This is a genomic window from Polaribacter marinivivus, assembly GCF_042651285.1.
Lineage (GTDB): Bacteria > Bacteroidota > Bacteroidia > Flavobacteriales > Flavobacteriaceae > Polaribacter > Polaribacter marinivivus.
The window spans coordinates 1,017,376-1,039,233 of record NZ_JBHSCY010000001.1 but is presented as its reverse complement, the minus strand read 5'-3'; the positions used below and the strand labels follow the sequence as shown (position 1 = coordinate 1,039,233).

Here is a 21,858-nt window from a genome sequence, read left to right as displayed (position 1 = left end):
TTTTATATTTGCATAAAAATAATCAAATGCGCTTTAGTTTAATTTTATTATTACTATTTTTTTCTTTTAAATCTGTAAGTCAAACTGTATCAGGAAAAGTAACTTCTATTGAAGGTAATAGTATTCCTTATGCTTTTGTTTATTTAAAAAATAGCAATAAAGGAACATCTACCAATGAAAAAGGGTTTTATAAATTAGAAGACGTTTCTGGACAAATCACAATTGAAGTAAGTTATCAAGGCTATAGAAATTTAAGTAAAATTATAACTGTAAATCATAATGAAAACAAAGTACTAGATTTTGTATTGATGGAAGATCAGTTAGGATTAGAAGAAGTTGTGGTTACAGCAACAAGAAATCGAGTTACAAAAAGAAAAGCTCCTGTTATTGTATCAACTATAAAACCAAGATTATTACAAGCAACCCAATCTATTTCAATGGCTGATGGTTTAAATTATTCACCTGGTATTCGTGTTGAAACTAACTGCCAAAATTGTGGTTTTACTCAGGTTAGGTTAAATGGTTTAGGTGGTGGTTATACTCAAGTACTATTAAACAGCAGACCTGTATTTACTTCTTTAATTGGCGTTTATGGCTTAGAACAAATACCTACAAATATTATTGAAAGAATTGAAGTAGTTAGAAGTGGAGGATCTGCATTATATGGCTCTAATGCTATAGCTGGTACTATAAATGTAATTACCAAAGACCCCATTTTAAATACTTGGGAAATAGGAACTAACCTAGCTTTAATAGGTGGTTCTGCTGTAGATAGAACACTTACCTTTAATAATTCGTTAGTTGCAGATGATTTAAATAGCGGAATTTCATTTTTTGGTAACTATAGAAAAAGAGATGCTTTTGATGCTAATAATGATGGCTTTTCAGAATTAGTTAAAATTAAAAATACAACAGTAGGTGCTAATGCTTATCTAAAACCTACTGAAAAAAGTAAAATCTCTTTAAATTTAGCATCTATTCAAGAATATAGAAGAGGTGGAAATCAACTTGATTTAGCACCTCAATTCACAGATATTACAGAAGAATTAAATCATGATACTTTTATTGGTGGCTTAGATTACGAATCTTTTAGTAAAGACGACTCAAAAAAATTTGAAGTCTACACTTCTGTTTCTCATACAAATAGAGATAGTTATTATGGTGGTTTAGGAGGTGCAAGAACAAAACAAGATAGTATTACTGCAAATAATGCTTTTGGAACAACCAAAGATATAGCTTGGGTAAATGGTTTGCAATTCACTAAATCATTTAAGAATAATGATGTTATAACTTTAGGTTCAGAATACAATCATACAAATACTAAAGATGAAATTTTAGGTTATAATAGATTAATAGATCAAACCGTAAATTCTTTTGGAATTTATGCACAATATGAGTGGAAACCTACAGAAAAATTTACAGCTTTATTAGGGTCTAGATTTGATAATATTTCTGTTGATGGTATTTATAAAGTAGGCTCTATAAACAGAGAAATAAATGTAAATCAAAATGCGTTTTCTCCAAGATTAACGTTTTCTTATAAGTTTACTGACGCCCTTAAATTTAGAGGAGGTTATGCTAGAGGATTTAGAGCATCTCAAGCATTTAATGAAGATTTACACATATCTAGTGTTGGAGGAGAACCCCAATTTGTAATTCTTTCTGATAATTTAAAAACTGAATATTCTAATGCGTATACAGGTAGCTTTAACTACTCAAAAAGCATTAACTTATTACAAATGGATTTTTTAATTGAAGGTTTTTATACAACTTTAGAAAATCCTTTTACATTGGTAAGTACTGGAAGTGTATTACCAAATGGCTCTATTTTAGAGGAAGTAAGAAATGGTTCTGGAGCAAAAGTATATGGAACAAATTTTGAATTTAGCCTTTCTCCAAATCCAAAGTGGCAATTTCAATTAGGTGGTACTTTGCAAAAAACAAAGTATGATGAGCCTCAAGTTATTTTTGAAACTGATGGAACTGCAGGTGAATCTGATATCATCATTAATGAATTTCTAAGAAACCCTAATTTTTATGGATTCTTAAGCACAAGTTGGATTCCTAATAAAAAATTTAATATGGATCTAACAGGAACTTATACTGGTTCTATGACTGTACCAAAAGTAATTAGCAATACTGGTTTTTTACAATTAAACGAGGTAGATTCTTTTTTTGATTTAAATTTAAAACTTGAATCTCACATAGATTTTAGTGATAACTTTATGACTACTATTTCAGCTGGCGTAAAAAATATGTTTAATGCTTATCAAAATGATTTTGATATTGGGCCAACAAGAGACTCTGATTATGTTTATGGGCCAAGTGCTCCAAGAACATTCTTTATTGGAGTAAAATTTGGTAAATTACATTAATATGAAAAGAATTGTTTTTCTTTTATCTTTTATTTTAATTACTCTTAAACTTCATGCTCAAGAGTCTAAAATAAATTGGATAAGCTTTGAACAACTTGAAGATTCTCTAAAGATAAAACCTAAAAAAGTATTTATTTCATTTTATGCAGATTGGTGCACCTACTGTAAAAAAATGGATGCAATAGCTTTTAAAGACATAGAAATTATCCGTATTTTAAATAATAATTACTATGCTATAAAATTAAATGCTGAAACAAAAGACACTATTGTTTTTGAAGGAAAAAAATATATCAATAAAAACATTGGGAAAAGTAGAAAACCTACTCATCAAATTCCTTTGCTTTTAGCTTCAAGAATAAATATGCCATTTTCATTACCAGCAAATATTGTTCTAGATGAATCTTTTAAAATTAAAGGAAGGTATTTTGAGTATTTATCTCCTAAAAAACTAATCTCTATTTTAAAGAAAGATTAAACTTTAATTATTCCCAAATACGTTTATTAGTTCCTAAATCTATACTATAGATTAAACCTGCAGAACCAAAAATATGCGAACGTTGAAATTCTGTACTAAAAATACTTACTTTATAAAATAACTGAGCATTTAAACCAATTACATCTGTTATCCAATAAGTTCCTCCTGCACCTGCATTAAAAGTAAAACCACTATCTAATAAGTTTACAAGACCAAAACCAGCAAGCACATAAGGCCTTAACTTACCTTCTGGATTAAAAATATCGTAGCTTAAATTTAAATCTGTAGAAAAATAGTTTTGAGTATCTCTTACAGAATTAGACAATGTTAAAGAAATCGTCATTTTATCTCCCAAGTATTTACTAAAACTTACACCAGGAATTGTTGCTATATATCTACCTCCTACAACTTTTCCATCTTCTTCAGAATACAATGCAGAACCAAGATTTAAACCAACACCTAAAGTTCCATCAAAACCTTGAGAGTTTATAGTTTGAATGGCTAAACTTTGAAATAAAAAAACTAATAAAAAAATTTTAAGGGGGGAAATGTTTTTCATGATTAAAGGGATTTTTATAATAATTACAACTGTAAAAGAAACAAATATATTGTATTCAATCTAGAAATGACTTTAGTTCTTTTATATTTTCTATATAAGATACTTACATTTGCAAAAACTTTTACAATTGAGTAAACAATATATTGTAAATCGATATCAAAAATCCGCAAAAGTTGAGCAGATTATTTCTGCCCTACAAAAAGAAAAAAACCAAATTCAAATTTCGAATTTGGCTGGTTCCTCTTTGTCTTTTGTAATTTCAGAAACTTTTAAAAAAGTAGACAAACCCTATCTTTTAATTTTTAATGATAAAGAAGAGGCTGCTTATTATTTAAATGATTTAGAACAATTATTAAGTGATAAAAATGTACTTTTTTATCCTGGTTCTTACAGAAGACCTTATCAAATTGAAGAGACAGATAATGCTAATGTTTTATTGCGTTCTGAGGTTTTAAATAGAATTAATTCTAGAAAAAAACCAGCAATAATTGTAACCTATCCAACAGCATTGTTCGAAAAAGTTGTTACTAAAAAAGAGTTAGAAAAAAATACATTGCATGTTAAAGTAGGTGAAAACTTATCTTTAGATTTTGTAAACGAAGTATTATTTGAATACAAATTTAAACGAGTAGATTTTGTTACAGAGCCTGGTGATTTTTCTGTTAGAGGAGGTATAATAGACGTATTCTCATTTTCAAATGATGAGCCTTTTAGAATAGAGTTTTTTGGTGATGAAATAGACAGTATAAGAACCTTTGATGTAGAGACTCAACTCTCTAAAGAAAAATTAAAAAAGGTTTCTATAATGCCCAATGTAGAAAACAAAACTTTACAAGAAAGCAGAGAAAGTTTTTTAAAATATATTTCTTCTAAAACTATTGTTTTTGCTAAAAACATAGAATTACTATCAGGAAATTTAGATAAGTTTTTTAAAAAAGCAGAAGAAGCTTTTGATGGACTTTCCAAAGAAATAAAACATGCAAAGCCAGAAGAATTATTTTGTGATGGTAATTTTATAAATCAACAGATACAAGAGTTTTCTGTTGTTCATTTTGGTACTACAAATCAAAATGTAAATTTAGAAATTGTATTCGATGCAAAACCACAACCTTCTTTTAATAAAAAGTTTAATTTATTAATTGATGATTTAAATGAATACCATAAAGCAGGTTTTACGAATTATATTTTTTGTGCAAACGATCAGCAAGCAAAACGTTTTCATGACATTTTTGATGATGCTGAACAAAAAGTTCATTACGAAACTGTAGTTTTTCCTTTATATCAAGGATTTATAGATGTAGACAACAAGTTAGTTTGTTATACAGACCATCAAATTTTTGAACGTTACCATAAATTCCGATTAAAAAATGGCTATGCAAAAAAGCAAGCCATTACTTTACAAGAATTGAACAAATTAGAAATTGGTGACTATGTAACACACATGGATCATGGTATTGGAAAATTTGGAGGTCTTCAAAAAATTGATGTTCAGGGTAAAAAACAAGAAGCTATTAAACTTATTTATGGAGATAGAGACATTTTATATGTAAGTATACACTCGCTTCATAAGATTTCTAAGTTTAATGGTAAAGACGGTAAAGCTCCAAAAATTTACAAATTAGGTTCTGGGGCTTGGAAAAAAATCAAACAAAAAACCAAAGCTAGAGTTAAGCATATAGCCTTTAATTTAATTCAATTGTATGCAAAAAGAAAACTACAAAAAGGCTACGCTTTTGGACCTGACACACATATGCAACATGAACTAGAAGGTAGTTTTATGTATGAGGACACTCCAGATCAATTTACAGCTACTTTGGATGTAAAAAATGATATGGAAAAAGAACAGCCTATGGATAGGTTAGTTTGTGGTGATGTTGGTTTTGGTAAGACAGAAGTTGCTGTAAGAGCTGCATTTAAGGCAGTTGATAATGGAAAACAAGTTGCTATTTTAGTTCCTACAACCATTTTAGCATTTCAGCATTATAAAACCTTTTCAGAACGTTTAAAAGATTTTCCAATCAAGATCGATTATTTAAATCGATTTAGAACTGCTAAACAAAAAACTGCTGCTATTGATGGAGTTAATGATGGTTCTGTAGATATTATAATAGGTACACATCAGCTAACAAATCAACGTATAAAATTTAAAGATTTAGGTTTATTAATTATTGATGAGGAACAAAAATTTGGTGTGGCTGTAAAAGACAAATTAAAAACCTTAAAAGAAAATGTAGATACATTAACTTTAACTGCAACTCCAATACCAAGAACATTGCAATTTAGCTTAATGGCTGCAAGAGATTTATCTGTTATAAAAACACCACCACCAAACAGACATCCAATAGAAACCAATGTAATTCGTTTATCTGAAGAAACCATTAGAGATGCTATTTCTTATGAAATATCTAGAGGTGGTCAAATTTTCTTTATTCACAACAGAATAGAAAATATTAAAGAAGTAGCTGGGTTGTTACAAAGATTAGTACCATCAGCTAAAATTGGTATTGGTCATGGACAAATGGAAGGAAAAAAGTTAGAAGAACTAATGCTAGCTTTTATGAATGGCGATTTTGATGTATTAGTATCAACAACTATTATAGAAAGTGGTTTAGACGTACCTAATGCTAATACAATTTTTATCAATAACGCCAATAATTTTGGATTGAGTGATTTACACCAAATGCGAGGAAGAGTTGGGCGTTCTAACAAAAAAGCGTTTTGTTATTTTATTACGCCTCCTTATCACATGATGACAGATGATGCTAGAAAAAGAATTCAGGCTTTAGAATTATTTTCTGATTTAGGAAGTGGAATTAATATAGCCATGAAAGATTTAGAAATTCGTGGAGCAGGAGATTTATTAGGTGGAGAACAAAGTGGATTTATAAATGATATTGGGTTTGATACTTATCAAAAAATATTGCAAGAAGCCATTGAAGAACTTAAAGAAAATGAGTTTAAAGATTTATATATAACAGATAATTCTAAACCAAAAGAATTTGTAAAAGAGGTACAAATTGATACAGATTTCGAAATTCTTTTTCCTGATGATTATGTAAATTCTGTAACAGAACGTTTAAGTTTATATGAAAAGTTATCTGACTTAATTTCTGAAGATGAACTAATTGCTTTTGAAAATGAAATTATAGACAGATTTGGAGAAATACCAACTCAAGTAGAAGATTTATTAGATTCTGTTAGGATTAAATGGTTGGCTAAAAAATTAGGCTTAGAAAAGATCATTTTAAAACAAAAAAGAATGATTGGCTATTTTGTATCTGATCAACAAAGTGAGTTTTATCAAACAGAAGCATTCACTAAAACTTTAAAATACCTTCAACAAAATCCAAAAAGCTGTGTAATGAAAGAGAAACAAACTAAAAATGGTTTACGTTTGTTAATTACTTTTATCAAAATAGACACTGTTAAAAATGCATTAGAAACACTACAGAAAATCTAATGCAAAACAATCATTTAAAAAATTTATCAGGTTTATTATTAGCTACTTTTTTTATAAGTACTTCTGGTGTTTTAGGTCGTTATATAAAACTACCTGTAGAAATTATCATATGGTTTAGAGCATTCTTAGCCATGTTTTTTATCTATGGTTTTTGTAAGTATAAAAAAATAGATTTAACCATAAAGTCTAGTAAAGATTATAAACCCTTTTTAATTGGGGGTGTATTAATGGCTGTACATTGGATTACTTATTTTTACGCATTAAAACTAGCTAATGTAGCTTTGGGTGTTTTATCATTATATACTTTTCCAATTATTATTGCATTACTAGAACCTTTCTTTTTAAAAATAAAATTTAATCCTATTTATATTTTATTTGGTTTTATGGTACTTACAGGATTATATATTTTAACACCTGAATTAGATATTGAAAGCGCTCAAGTTAAAGGCATACTCTTTGGTATTTTTTCTGCTTTTTGTTATGCTTTAAGAATTTTAATAATGAAACAACATGTAGCTAATTACAATGGCTCTATGTTAATGTTTTATCAAACAGTAATTATAAGTATTCTTCTTTTACCTACTTTGTTTTTTATGGATTTATCTGGTTTAGAATCTCAGTTTCCATATATTTTATTATTAGCCATATTAACTACAGCAGTTGGTCATAGTTTAATGTTACATTCTTTAAAATTCTTTTCTGCTTCTACTGCAAGCATAATTAGTAGTTTACAACCAATATTTGGCATTATTCTAGCTTTTTTCTTCTTAAAAGAAATACCTAATTGGAATACTTTTTGGGGTGGTAGTTTAATTTTACTTACGGTTGTTTTTGAAAGTTTACGAAGTAAAAAGTAAAATCTAAAACAACTCTTTATTACTAATATTTAGATAGTTACGTTTTACAAAATCTAAAATAGTTTCCAAAATTTCTCCCATATTTTTACAATCTTTAAACTTAACATCACCTACGTACTGTATTAAATGTTTTTTAAGTAATTCTATATTTTCTGGAAAAGAGATAGTGTCTTTTTTCATGCACTTTATTAAACGTGAAGTTCTTTTAGGAGAGGTAATCATTCTTTTAGCCATAAAAGATCGCTCCTCTACTTTATACTGATTTATAGAACTATTTTGCAGTTTTCTACCCACCATTTCAATCATCTTAAAATTCTCTTTCATAAACTGAAGATTATAGACTTTTAGATTACCTTCAAAAGATTGTTGATCGAAATCTATGGCTCTAAATTTATAAACGATTTGATCAAAGTCGTGAGTAGGTGTAATTACATAATTGTAAGAGCGCATATCACCCAACAAACGTATTAAACAACGTTCTTTAAATTTTACAAATTCTTTGGCTATTTGTGATTTTTCTGATTCTGTACATTTTGGTAAAAAATCTCTAATAAAATCATCTCCAGGAATTCCAGCAATATGTTCTTCTATTAAAGTTTCTTTATGAACTAAAAAGTTCATGTTATGTGGAGATAAAATGTGCTCCAATTCCAGTCCGTAAATACGAGAAGCATCTGCTTTTTTTACATAAAAATAAATGAAGTTATCATTTAAAATATTTCTTACTTTAATACGAAAAGGTTTAGAATTACCAAACGTACAATAATCAATGGCATCAATATTTAAAAAAGGAATTGTCTCATTACTACCATCAGAATGTAACATGGTATATATTTTCTTTAGGCTTTTATCAATCTCTTTTCTATCCCACTCAGAATAATAAGTTCTAACCCAAAGAGTGTCTTCATCGTTTTTATCAAAAACAGCTACAGAGCCTTGAAAACGAAGTAAGTCATCATAAAATATAGGAATTTTTATGTTTCGCTTATATCGTTTTAAATATCCATCTAACATTTCATTCACAGGAAATGTTGGCTTTTTTTTGGACATTAATTTTTTAGGTGAAGACATTATATTAGAGTTTATCTCAAAAATAAGGAAACTATTTAGACTACTTCAAACATTTTACCTGGTAATGGTTTTATAACCCCTTTTAATTCCATTTGTAATAATACAGAAGACAATTGATATAGAGGAATGTGACATTCTAAAGCAACAACATCTAACAATTGTTTACCATTCATACTTAAATAATCGTAGATTTTTTGTTCTTGATTATTAAGTTCTACAAATAATTGTTTTTGAATTTCTTTTTTTGGTTTTTGAAGAACATCCCAATTTAAAAGTTTCACAATATCAGATGCAGATGTAAGCAAATGAGCTCTATTGTTTTTTATTAAATTATTACATCCTTTACTGAACAAGTCTGTAGATCTTCCAGGTACTGCAAAGACATCTCTATCATAAGAATTTGCAATATCTGCAGTAACTAAAGAACCACCTTTTTCTGCACTTTCTATGATTATGGTTGCTTTAGAAATACCAGCTACAATTCTATTTCTTTTTAAAAAATTTTCACGTAAAGGTTGATCTTCACTCCAAAACTCAGTAAAAAAACCACCATTATCATTTACTTGATTAATGTATTTCTTGTGTACTTTTGGGTAAATCTGCTCAAAACCATGAGCTAAAACAGCAATTGTTTGTAAATTGTTCTTTATTGCTGCTTTATGAGCACAAATATCAACTCCATAAGCAAAACCACTTACAATTATTGGATTATACTCAGCTAAATCTTCTATAAGTTTATTAGTGAAATCTCTACCATAAGAACTCATATTTCTAGTACCAACAATAGAAATGATTTTTTCATTTTTTAGGTTTATGTTGCCATCTTTAAAGAGTAAAATTGGACTATCTATACAATTTAAAAGATTTTTTGGATAATCATCTTCTAAAAAATAGGTGTAATCAATTTTATTTGATTTAATATATTCTAGTTCTTTTTGGGCAAGTTCTAAATTTTCTTTAGCAAACAAGTGTTTTATAGCATGACTACCTATACCATTTATTTTTGCTAAAAATTGAGGTTTCTCTTCAAATATCTGCTGCACATCACCAACAGAAACAATTAATTTTTTAGCTAAAATATCTCCAATAGCTTTACTTTTTTGAAGTCTAAGTATAGACAGTAATTCTTCTTCTTTCATAATTTACAATGAATCACAAGATAAAAAAAATTGTTAATAAGTAGTGTTATGCTTTATTTGGATAAGTCAGTTAAAAAATTAATTTTGTTAATATGAATTTAGCTAGCTACATCAACGATTTATTATACAGATACGATTGTGTTATTGTTCCAAATTTTGGAGGTTTTATAACTAACAAAGTAAGTGCAAAAATAAATGAGAATACAAACTCAATTTATCCACCTTCAAAAAAAATATCGTTTAATAAACATTTAAATGTTAATGATGGATTGCTGGTTAATTACGTAGCAACATCAGAAAATATTTCTTACGATAAAGCAACTAAAGACATCTTAAACTGTGTTAATAGTTGGAAAATTGAACTTCAAACAAATACAATTACTATTGGTGCTTTAGGAAGTTTGAGTTTAAATGAAAGTAAACAATACATTTTTGAACCTAATACTAAAGTCAATTACTTAACAGATTCTTTTGGTTTATCTGAAGTTGAGTCTACTAAAGTTGATAGATATAAAGAGAAAGTAAAGCCTTTAGTAGCTGTTGTAAATAAAAAAGAAAAAACAGGTATACCTACATTTATAAAATATGTTGCAACTGCTGCCATTTTATTAACGCTTGGTTTTGCTGGTAATAACATGTATCAACAAAACGAACAGAAAGAAATACTTGCCAATCAAGAAAAAGCTTTAGAAGAAAAAATTCAGTCTGCTACTTTTGTTATTTCTAATCCTTTACCAACTATAGAATTAAATGTTGTTAAAGAAGTTGAAAAACCATATCACGTAATTGCTGGCGCTTTTCAATTTCCAGAAAATGCTAAGAAAAAAGTAAATCAATTAAAAAAGAAAGGTTTTAAAGCTAGTATTTTAGGAGTGAATAAATGGGGATTAACAGAAGTTGCTTTTGAGAGCTTTTCTGATAAAAACAAAGCTACTAATGCTTTATACAAAATTCAAGATACAGTATCTAAAGATGCTTGGTTATTGATTAAAAAATAGATTTATTTATCACCTCTTCTTATCTTTGCAAAAATTAAAAAAATGGAAGCAAAGACACCTAAAGAATCATTACTGTATTAACAGACTTAGTGTTACCTGGTGAAACCAACTATTTAGACAATCTTTTTGGTGGTGAATTATTAGCAAGAATGGATAGAGCATGTAGTATTGCTGCAAGACGTCATTCTAGAAGAATTGTTGTTACAGCTTCTGTAAATCATGTTGCTTTTAATAAATCTGTACCTGTTGGAAGCGTAGTTGTTGTTGAAGCAAAAGTATCTAGGGCTTTTAAAACTTCTATGGAAATTTATGTAGATGTTTGGATAGAAGACAGACAATCTGGTCAAAGAACAAAAGTAAATGAAGGTATTTATACTTTTGTTGCAGTAGATGAAACAGGAAAACCAGTAAATATACCTCAGATAAAACCTGAAACAGAACTAGAAAAAGAACGTTTTGATGGTGCACTAAGACGTAAACAATTAAGTTTAGTTTTAGCTGGTAAAATGCTACCAAATGAAGCTACAGAATTAAAAGCACTTTTTAAATAAATACAAATGGAATTCTTCGAAAACTTTAAAATTTTACAGTCAATAATTATTTTAGCAGTTGCTTTTTTATTGAGATTTCTAATAACTAACTCACTTAGAAAAATTCAGATAAAGTTTGGTTTTCAAAGAGCTAGAATTCTTGTCACTAATAAAGTTGTAAGTTTTTTAATTTTTGCGACAGCTATAATTGTTGTTGCATTTTTATGGGGTGTAGATGAAAAACAATTGGTATTATTTATCTCTTCATTTTTAACCATTTTAGGTATTGCATTCTTTGCACAATGGTCTATGCTTTCTAATATTACAGCTGGTTTAATTTTATTTATAAATTATCCTGTAAAAATTGGTGATAGCATAACAATTTTAGAAAAAGACAACGATTTAACAGGACAAATTAAAGATATTGGTGTGTTTTTTATAACCTTAACCACAAAAGATGGCCAAAATGTATCGATACCAAATTCTTTAATTCTTCAAAAAATGATTAAGTACAAATAAAAAGACGAAAAGTACTATTAGGGTCAAAGAGTATTTTTTTTGTAATTATCTTTTTAAAATCCAAGAAGATGGATTTAAACGTTTTGTATTTTTAAATAAAGAAAAAACCAATTTTGTTTTACCAGAAACTTTATCAGTAAATATTTTACCTATTTTTTGCCCAGTTTTTATTTTATCACCTTTTTTTACATATAATGATTCTATGTTGTTATATGATGAAATGTAATTACCATGTCTAACCATTACGTTTTTAATACCACCAGAACCTACTAAAATATTTAAAACTTCACCATCAAAAATAGCTTCTGCATCGCTTTCTTTAGCTGTTACAAAATGTAATCCTGTACTATTTATGGTAATACCAGGAAATGTAGGATGTGGTTGAACACCAAACTTTCTTGTAATTAAACCTTGTTCTATTGGCCAAGGTAATTTGCCTTTATTAGACTCAAAATTTGCAGCCAAAACTTTGGCTTCAGGACTTAAAATAAATTCGTTTCGTTTTACTGTTTTTGGTTTATTTTTAATTTTTCTATTGGCTCTTGCTATCTCTTCTTTAATTAATTTATCTATTCTTGCAGCAATTAATTTATCTTCTTTTATTTTATTTCTAAGATCTCTTTTATATTTATTTTCTCGTTTTTTAATTGTAGAAATTAAATTTTCTTGGTTTTTCTTATCATTTTCTATTTCTGTTTTTTGATTTTTTTCAAAAACCAATAATGTGTCTTTTTCTATTTTTTGAATGTTTAAAGAATCTATTACACTTTCTATTACTTTAGTTTGCACTACAATAGATTCTCCTTGTTTTTTTCTGAATTTTGTATACTGTTTCATATACTCCATTCTTTTATAAGCTTGATAGAAATTTTGAGAAGATAATAAAAACATTAACCTACTTTGTTGCGATTTACTCTTATAAGACTTATAAATCATCTCTGCATAATCTTCTTTTAAAGAAGCTAAATTTGTTTTCAGCTTTTTAAGTTTAGATTCGTTAGTATTAATTTTTCTTGATAAAAGTTTTGTTTCTGATTCTATGGTTGCTAATAACTTATTTCTAAGTTCTATTTTTTGATTTAAATCTCTTAATTCTTCAAGTGCATTTTTTTCTTTTTTTTGTTCAGAAAAAAGAAGTTTGTTGAGCTGATTGATCTCTTTTTTATATTTTTTTCGCTGTTGTTCTAACTCAGCTTTAGTTTGCGCGTTTATAGAAACACTCAAAAAAGAAAAAGTGAAAATGAATATGTGTAAGAATATTTTTTTCATTAAAACTCTAAACGTTTGTAGCCAGAAGGTATATTAAAACTCATAGAAATATCTTCATCAAAAACAACTGTTTTATAATCAAAATCTATACGAGTAGTTCTTTTTGTATTCTTAGCGATGATTTTTATTTTAGAAGGAAAAATAATATCATTAATTAAATTATAAGAAGGATAAATTATGTCTAAGCTTAAATTTTTTTGAGAATTTATAATGGACTGTTTATCAATTTTAAAATAAGATGGGTTTATTGTGTAGAAAATATCAAACAAAATATTTTGATTTTCAGGAGTTAAAACATATTTATTATCTACAATATCTACTTCATGTTTATCATCTTTTAAATTTTGCAATGCTTGTCCTAAAAATAAATTTTGTAGTTGCTCAAAATTAATTTCTACTCCTAATAATTGCTTTATCATAGAGAAATCTCCAGTAAAATAATTTTTTGCAAATGGCGAATAATAACTTACAGAAGTAGGTGTAATTTTAGCTTTAAAAACAGTAATTAATTTTGTGCCTCTTAAATAAATTACCTCATCTTTTTTCATTTTTAATTGTACAGATAAGCCTTGATTTGTCTTTCCGTTATTAAAATTTACTTTTAATTTAGCATCAACAGTTTTTTTATCAAAAGAACCTAAATCATGTTTTTTTGCAACTTTTCTTGCAGAAATATTTTTTGCTATAATATTAGCATCTATCATGTTTTTTTTGGTTTTACAAGAGAAACAAAATACCATAAAAAAGAGCGAATATTTTAAAATCTTCATTACTTAACTTTTTAACTGTTTTGCTTTTTTAATGTATTTATTTTCTTGATCTATATTTCCTAAACCTTTATATGCTTTAGCTATTTCTTTATAAAAATCGATTTCCATATTATCTTCAATAACAAAATCAATACCATTTTGTAAAATCAATAACGCATTTTTGTACTCTTTTTGCATATTTAATGCTTTGCCATTTATTAAATAAACAAAAGACTGAGATGGATAAAGCTCTATACCTAACTTACTATACTTAAGTAAATCATTAATATTATCATTAGATAACTTTAAAATTTTCTCTAATGTTTTATAAGATTTTTCATTCTCAAAGCTTTTTTTTAGGGTAGAAACATCATTTGGTGATTCAGTTTTAACACTAATATTTTTTCTTGCCTCTAAACTTTGTTTTAGCATTTTTAAAGAAGTAGATAATGCTTTATCATTTTCTAAAGCGTTCATTAAATCAACAGCTTTTTTATATTCTCTATTGTATAAAAATAAACGAACTAAATATTCTTTTTCTTTAGGGTTTTGGGTAATAACTTTTTGTTGAACATCAATAGCCTTGCTATAATTTCTTTCTTTTACATAGATTTCTACTAAGTGTTTTAACATCCATATATTATCAGGTTTTTTTACTAATGCTCTGTTAATATATTCTTTAGCTAATAATGTTTTATTAAGCGCTAAATAATTTTTAGAAAACTCAAAAAACACTGCTGTATTTTCTTGTAAAATTTGATTACAATCTTCTAGGTTTTCAATTGCTTTTGAGTAATTACCAATAGATTTTTGAGATAGAGCCTTAAAAAAATATTGCTGAAACTTAAGTTCTGCTTCTTCTGTTAAATCTTTTTGTTCTGGAATACTATCTTGAGAAACTGTTTTTAAAGAAAAAAGAATAAAAAATAAATAGAAAAGAGCCAATCTAAAATTTTTAAATTGCCTCTCTCTACTTTTTATTATTTTTCTATTGTTTAACATTATTAAGTTAATTCAGTGTAATCGCCAATACTTACAGATGTATAATTACCATTATATTTAGCATGATTACCAATCATAGCATTATCTAAATTAGCATTAGAAATAGATACATTTGTTTGTATTAATGAGTTTACAATTGTAGAATTTTCTACAATACTATTTTCTCCAATAGACACATAAGGCCCTACTTTAGTATTTTTTAAAACCACATTTTCACCAATAAAACAAGGTTGTATAATTTCTGAATTTTCTAATACTACATCTTTAGAAACTAAATTATTACCTGCTTGTTGTTCAAAGCCTAAAATAATTTTATTAGTTTCTACTGTTGGATCTTTTTTACCACAATCCATCCAAGTTGAAACTTTACCAGGAATAAATTTTGCTCCTTGTTGTTTTAGAGATTCAAGTACATTTGTTAATTGATATTCATCATTCTCTTTTAAATCATTATCAATTAAATACTGAATTTCATCTAATAATTTTTCTCCACTTTTAAAATAATAGATACCTATTATAGCTAAATCAGAAACAAATTCTTTAGGTTTTTCAATGAAATCTTTAATATATCCGTCTTCTAATTTAATAACCCCAAATGCACTTGGGTTATCTACTTGTTTTACCCAAATTGCTCCATCTGCATTTGCATCTAATTTAAAATCTGCTTTAAATAAAGTATCAGCATAGGCTACAACACAAGGCCCACTTAGAGATTCTTTTGCACAATAAATTGCATGAGCAGTACCTAACGCTTGTTCTTGTACATATACAGAACCTTTAGAACCAAGTTCTTCTGCAATTTTTAATAATTTATCTTCAGTATCTGTTGGAAAACCCTTTGCTGTTGGACCAATTACAAAGGCAATTTCATCAATTTTTTCATCAATTACAGAAGCAATATCTTCTACTAATCTCTGTACAATTGGTTTTCCTGCAATAACTGTTAATGGTTTTGGAACAGTTAACGTATGTGGCCTTAAACGTGAACCTATACCAGCCATTGGAACTATAATTTTCATAAAGTATTTTTAAATTTATAATTGCAAGATAGCATTAATTGACTGATTTAAAAAGCCCTTCAATAATTTAAAATCATCGGTTTTCTAGTATTATTTTTTGTTTCTTTGCTCAAAGAAAAATGATATAATGAATTACCTTTCTGTAGAAAATATTTCGAAATCTTATGGTGAACGTATTTTGTTTAAAGACATTTCGTTTGGTATAAATAAAGATCAAAAAATAGCATTTGTTGCAAAAAACGGAACAGGTAAAACTTCTATTTTAAACATTATTGCTGGTTTAGATGTCCCAGATTCTGGACAAATAGTAAGCAGAAAAAACATTTCTATAGCTTACTTAGCACAGAAAGATAATTTAGATAATAACTTAACTATTGAAGAAAGTGTTTTTAATACAGACAATAAGATTCTTTCTGTAATTAGTCAATATGAAAAAGCATTAAAAAATCCAGAAAATGAAGAGGCTTATCAAAAAGCATTTGAGTTAATGGAACAGTTTAATGCATGGGACTTTGAAACCCAATACAAGCAGATATTATCGAAACTAAAATTAGATGATGTTTCACAAAAAGTTGCATCACTTTCTGGAGGACAAAAAAAGAGATTATCATTAGCTATTGTTTTAATTCATAAACCAGATTTATTAATTCTTGATGAACCAACTAATCATTTAGATTTAGAAATGATAGAATGGTTAGAAGATTTTTTTGCAAAAGAAAAAATAACCTTGTTTATGGTTACACATGATCGTTATTTTTTAGAAAGAGTTTGTGATGAAATTTTAGAGTTAGATGAAGGCAAAATTTATAAGTACAAGGGTAATTACTCTTATTATTTAGAGAAAAAAGAAGAACGTTTACAAATAGAACAAACCACAGTTCAAAAGGATAAAAAACTATATAAGAAAGAGTTGGATTGGATGCGAAGACAACCAAAAGCTAGAACTACAAAGTCTAAATCTAGAATTGATGATTTCTTTGAAATTAAACAAAGAGCACACCAAAGAAGAAAAGACCATAAAGTACAGTTAGAAATTAATATGGAACGTTTAGGAAGTAAAATTCTTGAACTTCATAAATTACAAAAGTCTTTTGATGATAAAGTAATATTAGATGGTTTTGATTACGTTTTTAAAAGAGGAGAAAGAATTGGTATTATTGGAAAAAATGGAACTGGTAAATCTTCTTTTTTAAATATAATTACACAGAAAATTCCAGTTGAAGGTGGTAAAGTTATAATAGGTGAAACTATTAAATTTGGGTATTATACTCAAAAAGGAATCATTATAAAAGAAGGCCAGAAAGTAATAGAAGTTGTTAAAGAATTTGGAGAATTTATACCCTTAACAAAAGGACGTAAAATTTCTGCTTCCCAACTTTTAGAACGTTTTTTATTTGATAAGAAAAAGCAATATGATTTTGTTGAAAAACTTTCTGGTGGAGAACAAAAAAGGTTGTATTTGTGTGCTGTATTAATTCAAAATCCTAACTTTTTAATTTTAGATGAACCTACCAATGATTTAGATGTTATAACACTAAACGTATTAGAAAATTTCTTGTTAGATTATCCTGGAAATTTATTGGTTGTCTCTCATGATCGTTACTTTATGGATAAAATTGTAGATTCTCTTTTTGTTTTTAGAGGAGAAGGAGTTGTTGAAAATTTTCCTGGAAATTACTCAGATTTTAGAGCTTATGATAACTCAAATCCTTATGTAGCAGAAAATACAAAAATTGAAGTTAAAGAAGATAAAAATAAGAGTACTAAATCTGCTTTAAGTTATAATGAAAAAAGAGAATTTGGGTCTTTAGAAGTCGAAATCGAAAGGTTACAAAACCAAAAAACTAGGATTGAGAAACAGTTTTTAAATGTTGAAATTGCTCCTGAAGATATTCCAAAAAAATCACAAGAATTAGAAGAAATAATTAAAAATATAGAAGAAAAAGAAGAGCGTTGGTTTGAGTTATCTATGAAATTAGAAGACAACTAAACTTTTATAATATTTTTATCTTCTAGTAATTTTTCATTGTTCATTTTTAATAAAATTTGAGCCACTGCAATTGTGTCTTTTTCGCAATAAGTTACAATACGTTCTATATTATTTTCTTGATAATAAACTTTAGCAACCTCACTACCATCTATATCATCTTTTGGTGAAGGAACTCCCAAAACATGAGTTAATAATTTTAATGAGGTATAATGTTTGTAGTCTCCAAACTTCCATAATTCTAAAGTGTCTAAATGTGGTACTTCCCAAGGTTTTTTACCAAATAAATTTAACTTTTTAGGTAAAACAATTTGATGAATTATCATTCTTCTGGCTATAAAAGGAAAATCGAATTCTTTTCCATTATGTGCACATAAAACATGTTGATTCTTAGAAAAATGAGATTCTAACAAGTCTTTAAAATCGGATAATATTTTATGCTCATCATCGCCAAAAAAAGATTTTACTCTGAACATTTTATTCTCATCTAAACCTGTAAAAAAGCCAACTGAAATACAAATAATTTTACCAAATTCCGCCCAAATACCTGCTCTCTCATAAAAATCTTCAGCAGTAATTTCATCTTTTCTTTGATATAGTGTTTTTTGAGTAAAAAGTTCTTGTTCTTTAGAAGATAAATTTTCCCAATGTTCTTTTTGTGGTATAGTTTCGATATCTAAAAACAAGATATCTGATAACTTCTTTTTAAAATTCATAGCATTTATTTTGATTTAAAAATAAAAAAAAGCTCTGAAAATTCAGAGCTTTTAATAAAATATGTAAAAAATATTATCTTATAATAAGTTTTGAAGTTGCTGTTTTACCACCCTCTACAACTTTTAAAATGTAAATCCCTGCAGAAATTCCAGAAGTATTCACCTCTGCTTTGGTTCCAGAAACTGTAGTATTCAATACGTTTTTACCTAAAACATTAAAAATTGAAACTTGCTTATTATCTGAACTGTTGCTAGTGATAGAAAGTCTACCATTAGTAACAGGGTTTGGATAAATTGCAAAACCTTCTATTTGACTGTTTATGGTTGATGCTGTAGCTTCTTTAGGTGTTACATCTGCCCAAGATGTAGAAATTCTTAATTCATCAACTTCTATAAAAGGAGTTTCTCTATCTGAATCTTGTCTTAAAATAAATAAATTTATAGAATTTGGTGGGTTATCATCTGTTGTGCTTAGAGTTACAGCAGGTGCAGTTCCTCCAAAAGTAGATACATCAGGATTAACCCAGGTACTTACTAGTTTCGTATCCATATTATAAGCCATAACTACAAATAAAACATCATTTAAATTGTATGTTCCAGATGTAAAAGTTGGATTAGAAGAAACATGTCCAAATCCAATATCATATGTAGATCCACTTGTATCTGGATTTGGTCTTACCCAAAATCTTGCATCATATCCACTCGTACTTCCTGCTAATGCAGCAATATAGCCACCATCTGTTGTATCTGGACTTCCATTTGTTTGAAAACCAGTTATTTTTAAGAGAAAAGAGGCATAAACTGTACCAGAGTTAATATCCGAAAAACTAGTATAAGTTTCTGAACCAGATTCACTAAAAGTTACTTTATTACCTGTAGAAGCTTTTAATCCTGTATAATTTAAACTTCCTGCAGTTACTAACATATCATCTCCAGAATTTAACTTTGTCCAAGAAGCTTGGTCACCTAAATTTGCTGCGTCTGCATAGTCGAAATCTTCTTCTATTGGAAATGCAATACAGCTAGGACTAGAAATATTTCTTGTTAAATCACAACTACTTCCAGTTCCTCCAATTACTTTTACTGTAAAATCTGTTCCCTCTGGAACACCAGTAATTGTTATAGTTCCTGCAGCACTTGTACTAGGGTTATCACCTCCAATAGTACCAACATCATTATTATTACTATCTTTTGCAGTAATGGTATAAGTTGTAGTATTACCAGCTGTAAAATCTATACTAGTTGTATATGTGTCTGTACCAGATGTTGAAGTTTCACATGTTGTTAATATAGTTGCTAATTGAATATCACAAGGAAAAATAACTGAAAAAGTAACAGACTGTGTAACTGGTGTACTTAAAGAATTACCAGAGTTATCTACTAATTCAAGAGTTAAAGTGTAAGTATTACCAGCAGCTACAGTTATATTTGGTAAAGTCGTTGTAAAAAAATTACTGTTTTCTGTTGATCCACCTTGAGTTTCAAAAGTTGATTTAATATAACCATCTCCAGAGTTATCACTAACACCTCCTCCAGCATCACCTGAAACTGTAAAGTTATTTACATCTATTGAAACTGAAACTTCAGTTACAGATTGAAAAACCTCATTAATTGATGGAGATGTTATAGCTAAATTTGGATTTGTAGAAGCAGTCATAGAATAAGTACCTGCAGGAAAAGGTATAGATGCAGATGCATTAGTAGATTGATTATCTAATGCATTTGGCCCACTGTATGTCCAGTCACTATCAGTAAAAGTAGTGTTTGCTGTTTTACCATCTTTTCTGTAAGCCCAACCATCCATATACTCCCAAGTTTCACCTGTACCATCTGTACCAACCGAACCAAAAACATCAATTGCTGTTCCATTCATATAAAGTTTTATTGGATCATCTCCATTAACGGATAATACTCCATCTTGATATGTAGAATTAAAACCAAAAAAATCATTAAAAGCTGTAGGGTTTGTTCCTGAAACAGACTCTATATAAATAAAAGTTCCTGCTGTTACTTGATCAGCTGGAAATGTGAATTCTGGAGCATTACCTGAAGCATTACCATTTGTTACGCTTTCTACACCATAAATGCTTAAATCTGAAATATTATTTACAACATATAATTCTAGTGCTTTAGGTGTTCCTCCACTAAGAGAACCATCTACAACTCCTGTAATAATTAAGTCTTGCCCAAAGGAAAAAAGGCTAAAACATAAAGTTAATAATAAAGTTAAAAAGTAATTTTTTTTCATGTTTGATTGAATTTTAATTAAGACCTTAAAAATAGAAAATTATATTTATGTTTTTATCATTTAACCTGATTAACTTATTGTTAAGTTATTCACCACTTTATTCTTGGCCAATATTAAATGATTGTTAAGCACTTGTTATTATTCTATAATTATCGCTATTTTTGAGTTATCAATCATAATATTATGAATAAAGGAGATATTAAAATTCTTTTAGTAGACGATGAGCCTGATATTTTAGAAATTGTTGGGTATAATCTAAAAAACGAAGGCTACCAAGTTATTACTGCAGAAAATGGTCAAGAAGCCATAAAATTTGCTAAAAAACATAATCCGCATTTAATATTGCTAGATATCATGATGCCAGAAATGGATGGTATAGAAGCCTGCGAAAAAATTAGAAAAATTAATTCTCTAGAAAATGTAATTATTGCTTTTTTAACGGCAAGAGGAGAAGACTACTCTCAAGTTGCTGGTTTTGAAGCTGGTGCTGATGACTATATTACAAAACCTATAAAACCAAAAGTTTTAGTAAGTAAAATAAAATCTTTATTAAGAAGATTAAAGACTGAAAAAAACTCTGAAGATTCTTTAAAAATTGGAGACATTGTTATTGATAGAGAAGAATATGTGGTTTATAAATCTGGAGAAAAAATTTCTTTACCAAGAAAAGAGTTTGAACTATTTTCTCTTTTAACTTCTAAACCAAATAAAGTTTTTAAAAGAGAAGTAATTTTAGATACTGTTTGGGGAAATGAAGTTGTTGTAGGTGGTAGAACTATAGATGTTCATATTCGAAAATTAAGAGAAAAAATTGGAGACAATCATTTTAAAACTGTTAAAGGAGTAGGTTATAAATTTGTACTCACTAATACAGAAAAATAAATC

Annotated in this window: 17 protein-coding genes and 1 pseudogene; 9 read left to right on the top strand and 9 right to left on the bottom strand. The window is 27.9% G+C overall.

From position 1 onward, the window contains the following. The first annotated feature begins 26 nt into the window (after window positions 1-26). Window positions 27-2,375: a TonB-dependent receptor gene (locus tag ACFOWD_RS04850; RefSeq protein ID WP_377408581.1), complete on the top strand. Its 2,349-nt coding sequence runs from the start codon at window positions 27-29 to the stop codon at window positions 2,373-2,375. Window position 2,376: 1 nt separating this feature from the next. Further along, window positions 2,377-2,850, top strand: coding sequence for a thioredoxin family protein (locus tag ACFOWD_RS04845; RefSeq protein WP_377408579.1), 474 nt, complete (start codon window positions 2,377-2,379; stop codon window positions 2,848-2,850). 7 nt (window positions 2,851-2,857) lie between these two features. On the opposite strand, the gene ACFOWD_RS04840 is transcribed toward ACFOWD_RS04845, so the two are convergent. After that, the gene (locus tag ACFOWD_RS04840; protein WP_377408577.1) at window positions 2,858-3,409 is read right to left on the bottom strand and encodes a hypothetical protein; all 552 of its coding nucleotides are present in this window, start codon (window positions 3,407-3,409) and stop codon (window positions 2,858-2,860) included. Window positions 3,410-3,536: 127 nt separating this feature from the next. Between ACFOWD_RS04840 and mfd the strand changes: the two genes are divergently transcribed. Together mfd and ACFOWD_RS04830 are read left to right on the top strand one after the other, a co-directional pair. Continuing rightward, window positions 3,537-6,869, top strand: coding sequence for a transcription-repair coupling factor (gene mfd, locus ACFOWD_RS04835; protein WP_377408575.1), 3,333 nt, complete (start codon window positions 3,537-3,539; stop codon window positions 6,867-6,869). Continuing rightward, a complete protein-coding gene (locus tag ACFOWD_RS04830; RefSeq protein WP_377408573.1) occupies window positions 6,869-7,726 on the top strand; it encodes a DMT family transporter in 858 nt (285 codons plus the stop codon). Before mfd ends, ACFOWD_RS04830 begins: the two co-directional genes overlap by 1 nt. A 3-nt stretch (window positions 7,727-7,729) precedes the next feature. Here ACFOWD_RS04830 and ACFOWD_RS04825 read toward each other — a convergent pair whose 3' ends face one another. Together ACFOWD_RS04825 and dprA are read right to left on the bottom strand one after the other, a co-directional pair. Next, on the bottom strand, window positions 7,730-8,797 hold the full coding sequence (locus tag ACFOWD_RS04825; RefSeq protein ID WP_298991377.1) for a hypothetical protein: 1,068 nt from the start codon (window positions 8,795-8,797) through the stop codon (window positions 7,730-7,732). 35 nt (window positions 8,798-8,832) lie between these two features. Beyond that, the gene (gene dprA, locus ACFOWD_RS04820; protein ID WP_377408571.1) at window positions 8,833-9,936 is read right to left on the bottom strand and encodes a DNA-processing protein DprA; all 1,104 of its coding nucleotides are present in this window, start codon (window positions 9,934-9,936) and stop codon (window positions 8,833-8,835) included. Between the two features lie 92 nt (window positions 9,937-10,028). Between dprA and ACFOWD_RS04815 the strand changes: the two genes are divergently transcribed. From ACFOWD_RS04815 to ACFOWD_RS04805, 3 genes and pseudogenes are all read left to right on the top strand, one after another. After that, a complete protein-coding gene (locus tag ACFOWD_RS04815; protein ID WP_377408569.1) occupies window positions 10,029-10,934 on the top strand; it encodes an HU domain-containing protein in 906 nt (301 codons plus the stop codon). 42 nt (window positions 10,935-10,976) lie between these two features. Further along, window positions 10,977-11,485, top strand: a pseudogene (locus ACFOWD_RS04810) (acyl-CoA thioesterase). 6 nt (window positions 11,486-11,491) lie between these two features. Beyond that, entirely contained in the window at window positions 11,492-11,983 is a 492-nt protein-coding gene (locus ACFOWD_RS04805) for a mechanosensitive ion channel domain-containing protein (protein WP_298991368.1), read from the top strand. Window positions 11,984-12,028: 45 nt separating this feature from the next. On the opposite strand, the gene ACFOWD_RS04800 is transcribed toward ACFOWD_RS04805, so the two are convergent. The 4 genes from ACFOWD_RS04800 to ACFOWD_RS04785 are packed head-to-tail and all read right to left on the bottom strand — an operon-like array spanning window position 12,029 to window position 16,022. After that, window positions 12,029-13,252, bottom strand: a complete 1,224-nt coding sequence (locus tag ACFOWD_RS04800; protein ID WP_377408567.1) for a murein hydrolase activator EnvC family protein — start codon at window positions 13,250-13,252, stop codon at window positions 12,029-12,031. Further along, window positions 13,252-14,022 carry a DUF4292 domain-containing protein gene (locus tag ACFOWD_RS04795; protein ID WP_377408565.1) on the bottom strand — a complete coding sequence of 257 codons (771 nt, stop codon included), beginning with the start codon at window positions 14,020-14,022 and terminating at the stop codon, window positions 13,252-13,254. The genes ACFOWD_RS04800 and ACFOWD_RS04795 overlap by 1 nt, the downstream gene beginning before the upstream one ends. A 3-nt stretch (window positions 14,023-14,025) precedes the next feature. Further along, entirely contained in the window at window positions 14,026-14,946 is a 921-nt protein-coding gene (locus tag ACFOWD_RS04790; RefSeq protein WP_377408563.1) for a tetratricopeptide repeat protein, read from the bottom strand. 59 nt (window positions 14,947-15,005) lie between these two features. Further along, window positions 15,006-16,022 carry a sugar phosphate nucleotidyltransferase gene (locus ACFOWD_RS04785; protein ID WP_377408561.1) on the bottom strand — a complete coding sequence of 339 codons (1,017 nt, stop codon included), beginning with the start codon at window positions 16,020-16,022 and terminating at the stop codon, window positions 15,006-15,008. A 127-nt stretch (window positions 16,023-16,149) separates the two neighbouring features. Here ACFOWD_RS04785 and ACFOWD_RS04780 point away from each other — a divergent pair, with 127 nt between their 5' ends. Continuing rightward, entirely contained in the window at window positions 16,150-18,012 is a 1,863-nt protein-coding gene (locus tag ACFOWD_RS04780) for an ABC-F family ATP-binding cassette domain-containing protein (protein WP_377408559.1), read from the top strand. Here ACFOWD_RS04780 and ACFOWD_RS04775 read toward each other — a convergent pair. Together ACFOWD_RS04775 and ACFOWD_RS04770 are read right to left on the bottom strand one after the other, a co-directional pair. Next, window positions 18,009-18,725 carry a 3'-5' exonuclease gene (locus ACFOWD_RS04775; protein ID WP_377408557.1) on the bottom strand — a complete coding sequence of 239 codons (717 nt, stop codon included), beginning with the start codon at window positions 18,723-18,725 and terminating at the stop codon, window positions 18,009-18,011. The two genes, ACFOWD_RS04780 and ACFOWD_RS04775, sit on opposite strands and share 4 nt — an antisense overlap. A gap of 73 nt (window positions 18,726-18,798) precedes the next feature. After that, window positions 18,799-20,973 (bottom strand): T9SS type A sorting domain-containing protein, encoded by a 2,175-nt coding sequence (locus ACFOWD_RS04770; RefSeq protein ID WP_377408555.1) that lies wholly within the window; start codon window positions 20,971-20,973, stop codon window positions 18,799-18,801. 183 nt (window positions 20,974-21,156) lie between these two features. On the opposite strand from ACFOWD_RS04770, the gene ACFOWD_RS04765 reads away from it, so the two are divergent. Continuing rightward, window positions 21,157-21,855 carry a response regulator transcription factor gene (locus ACFOWD_RS04765; protein WP_377408553.1) on the top strand — a complete coding sequence of 233 codons (699 nt, stop codon included), beginning with the start codon at window positions 21,157-21,159 and terminating at the stop codon, window positions 21,853-21,855. Window positions 21,856-21,858 lie beyond the last annotated feature (3 nt).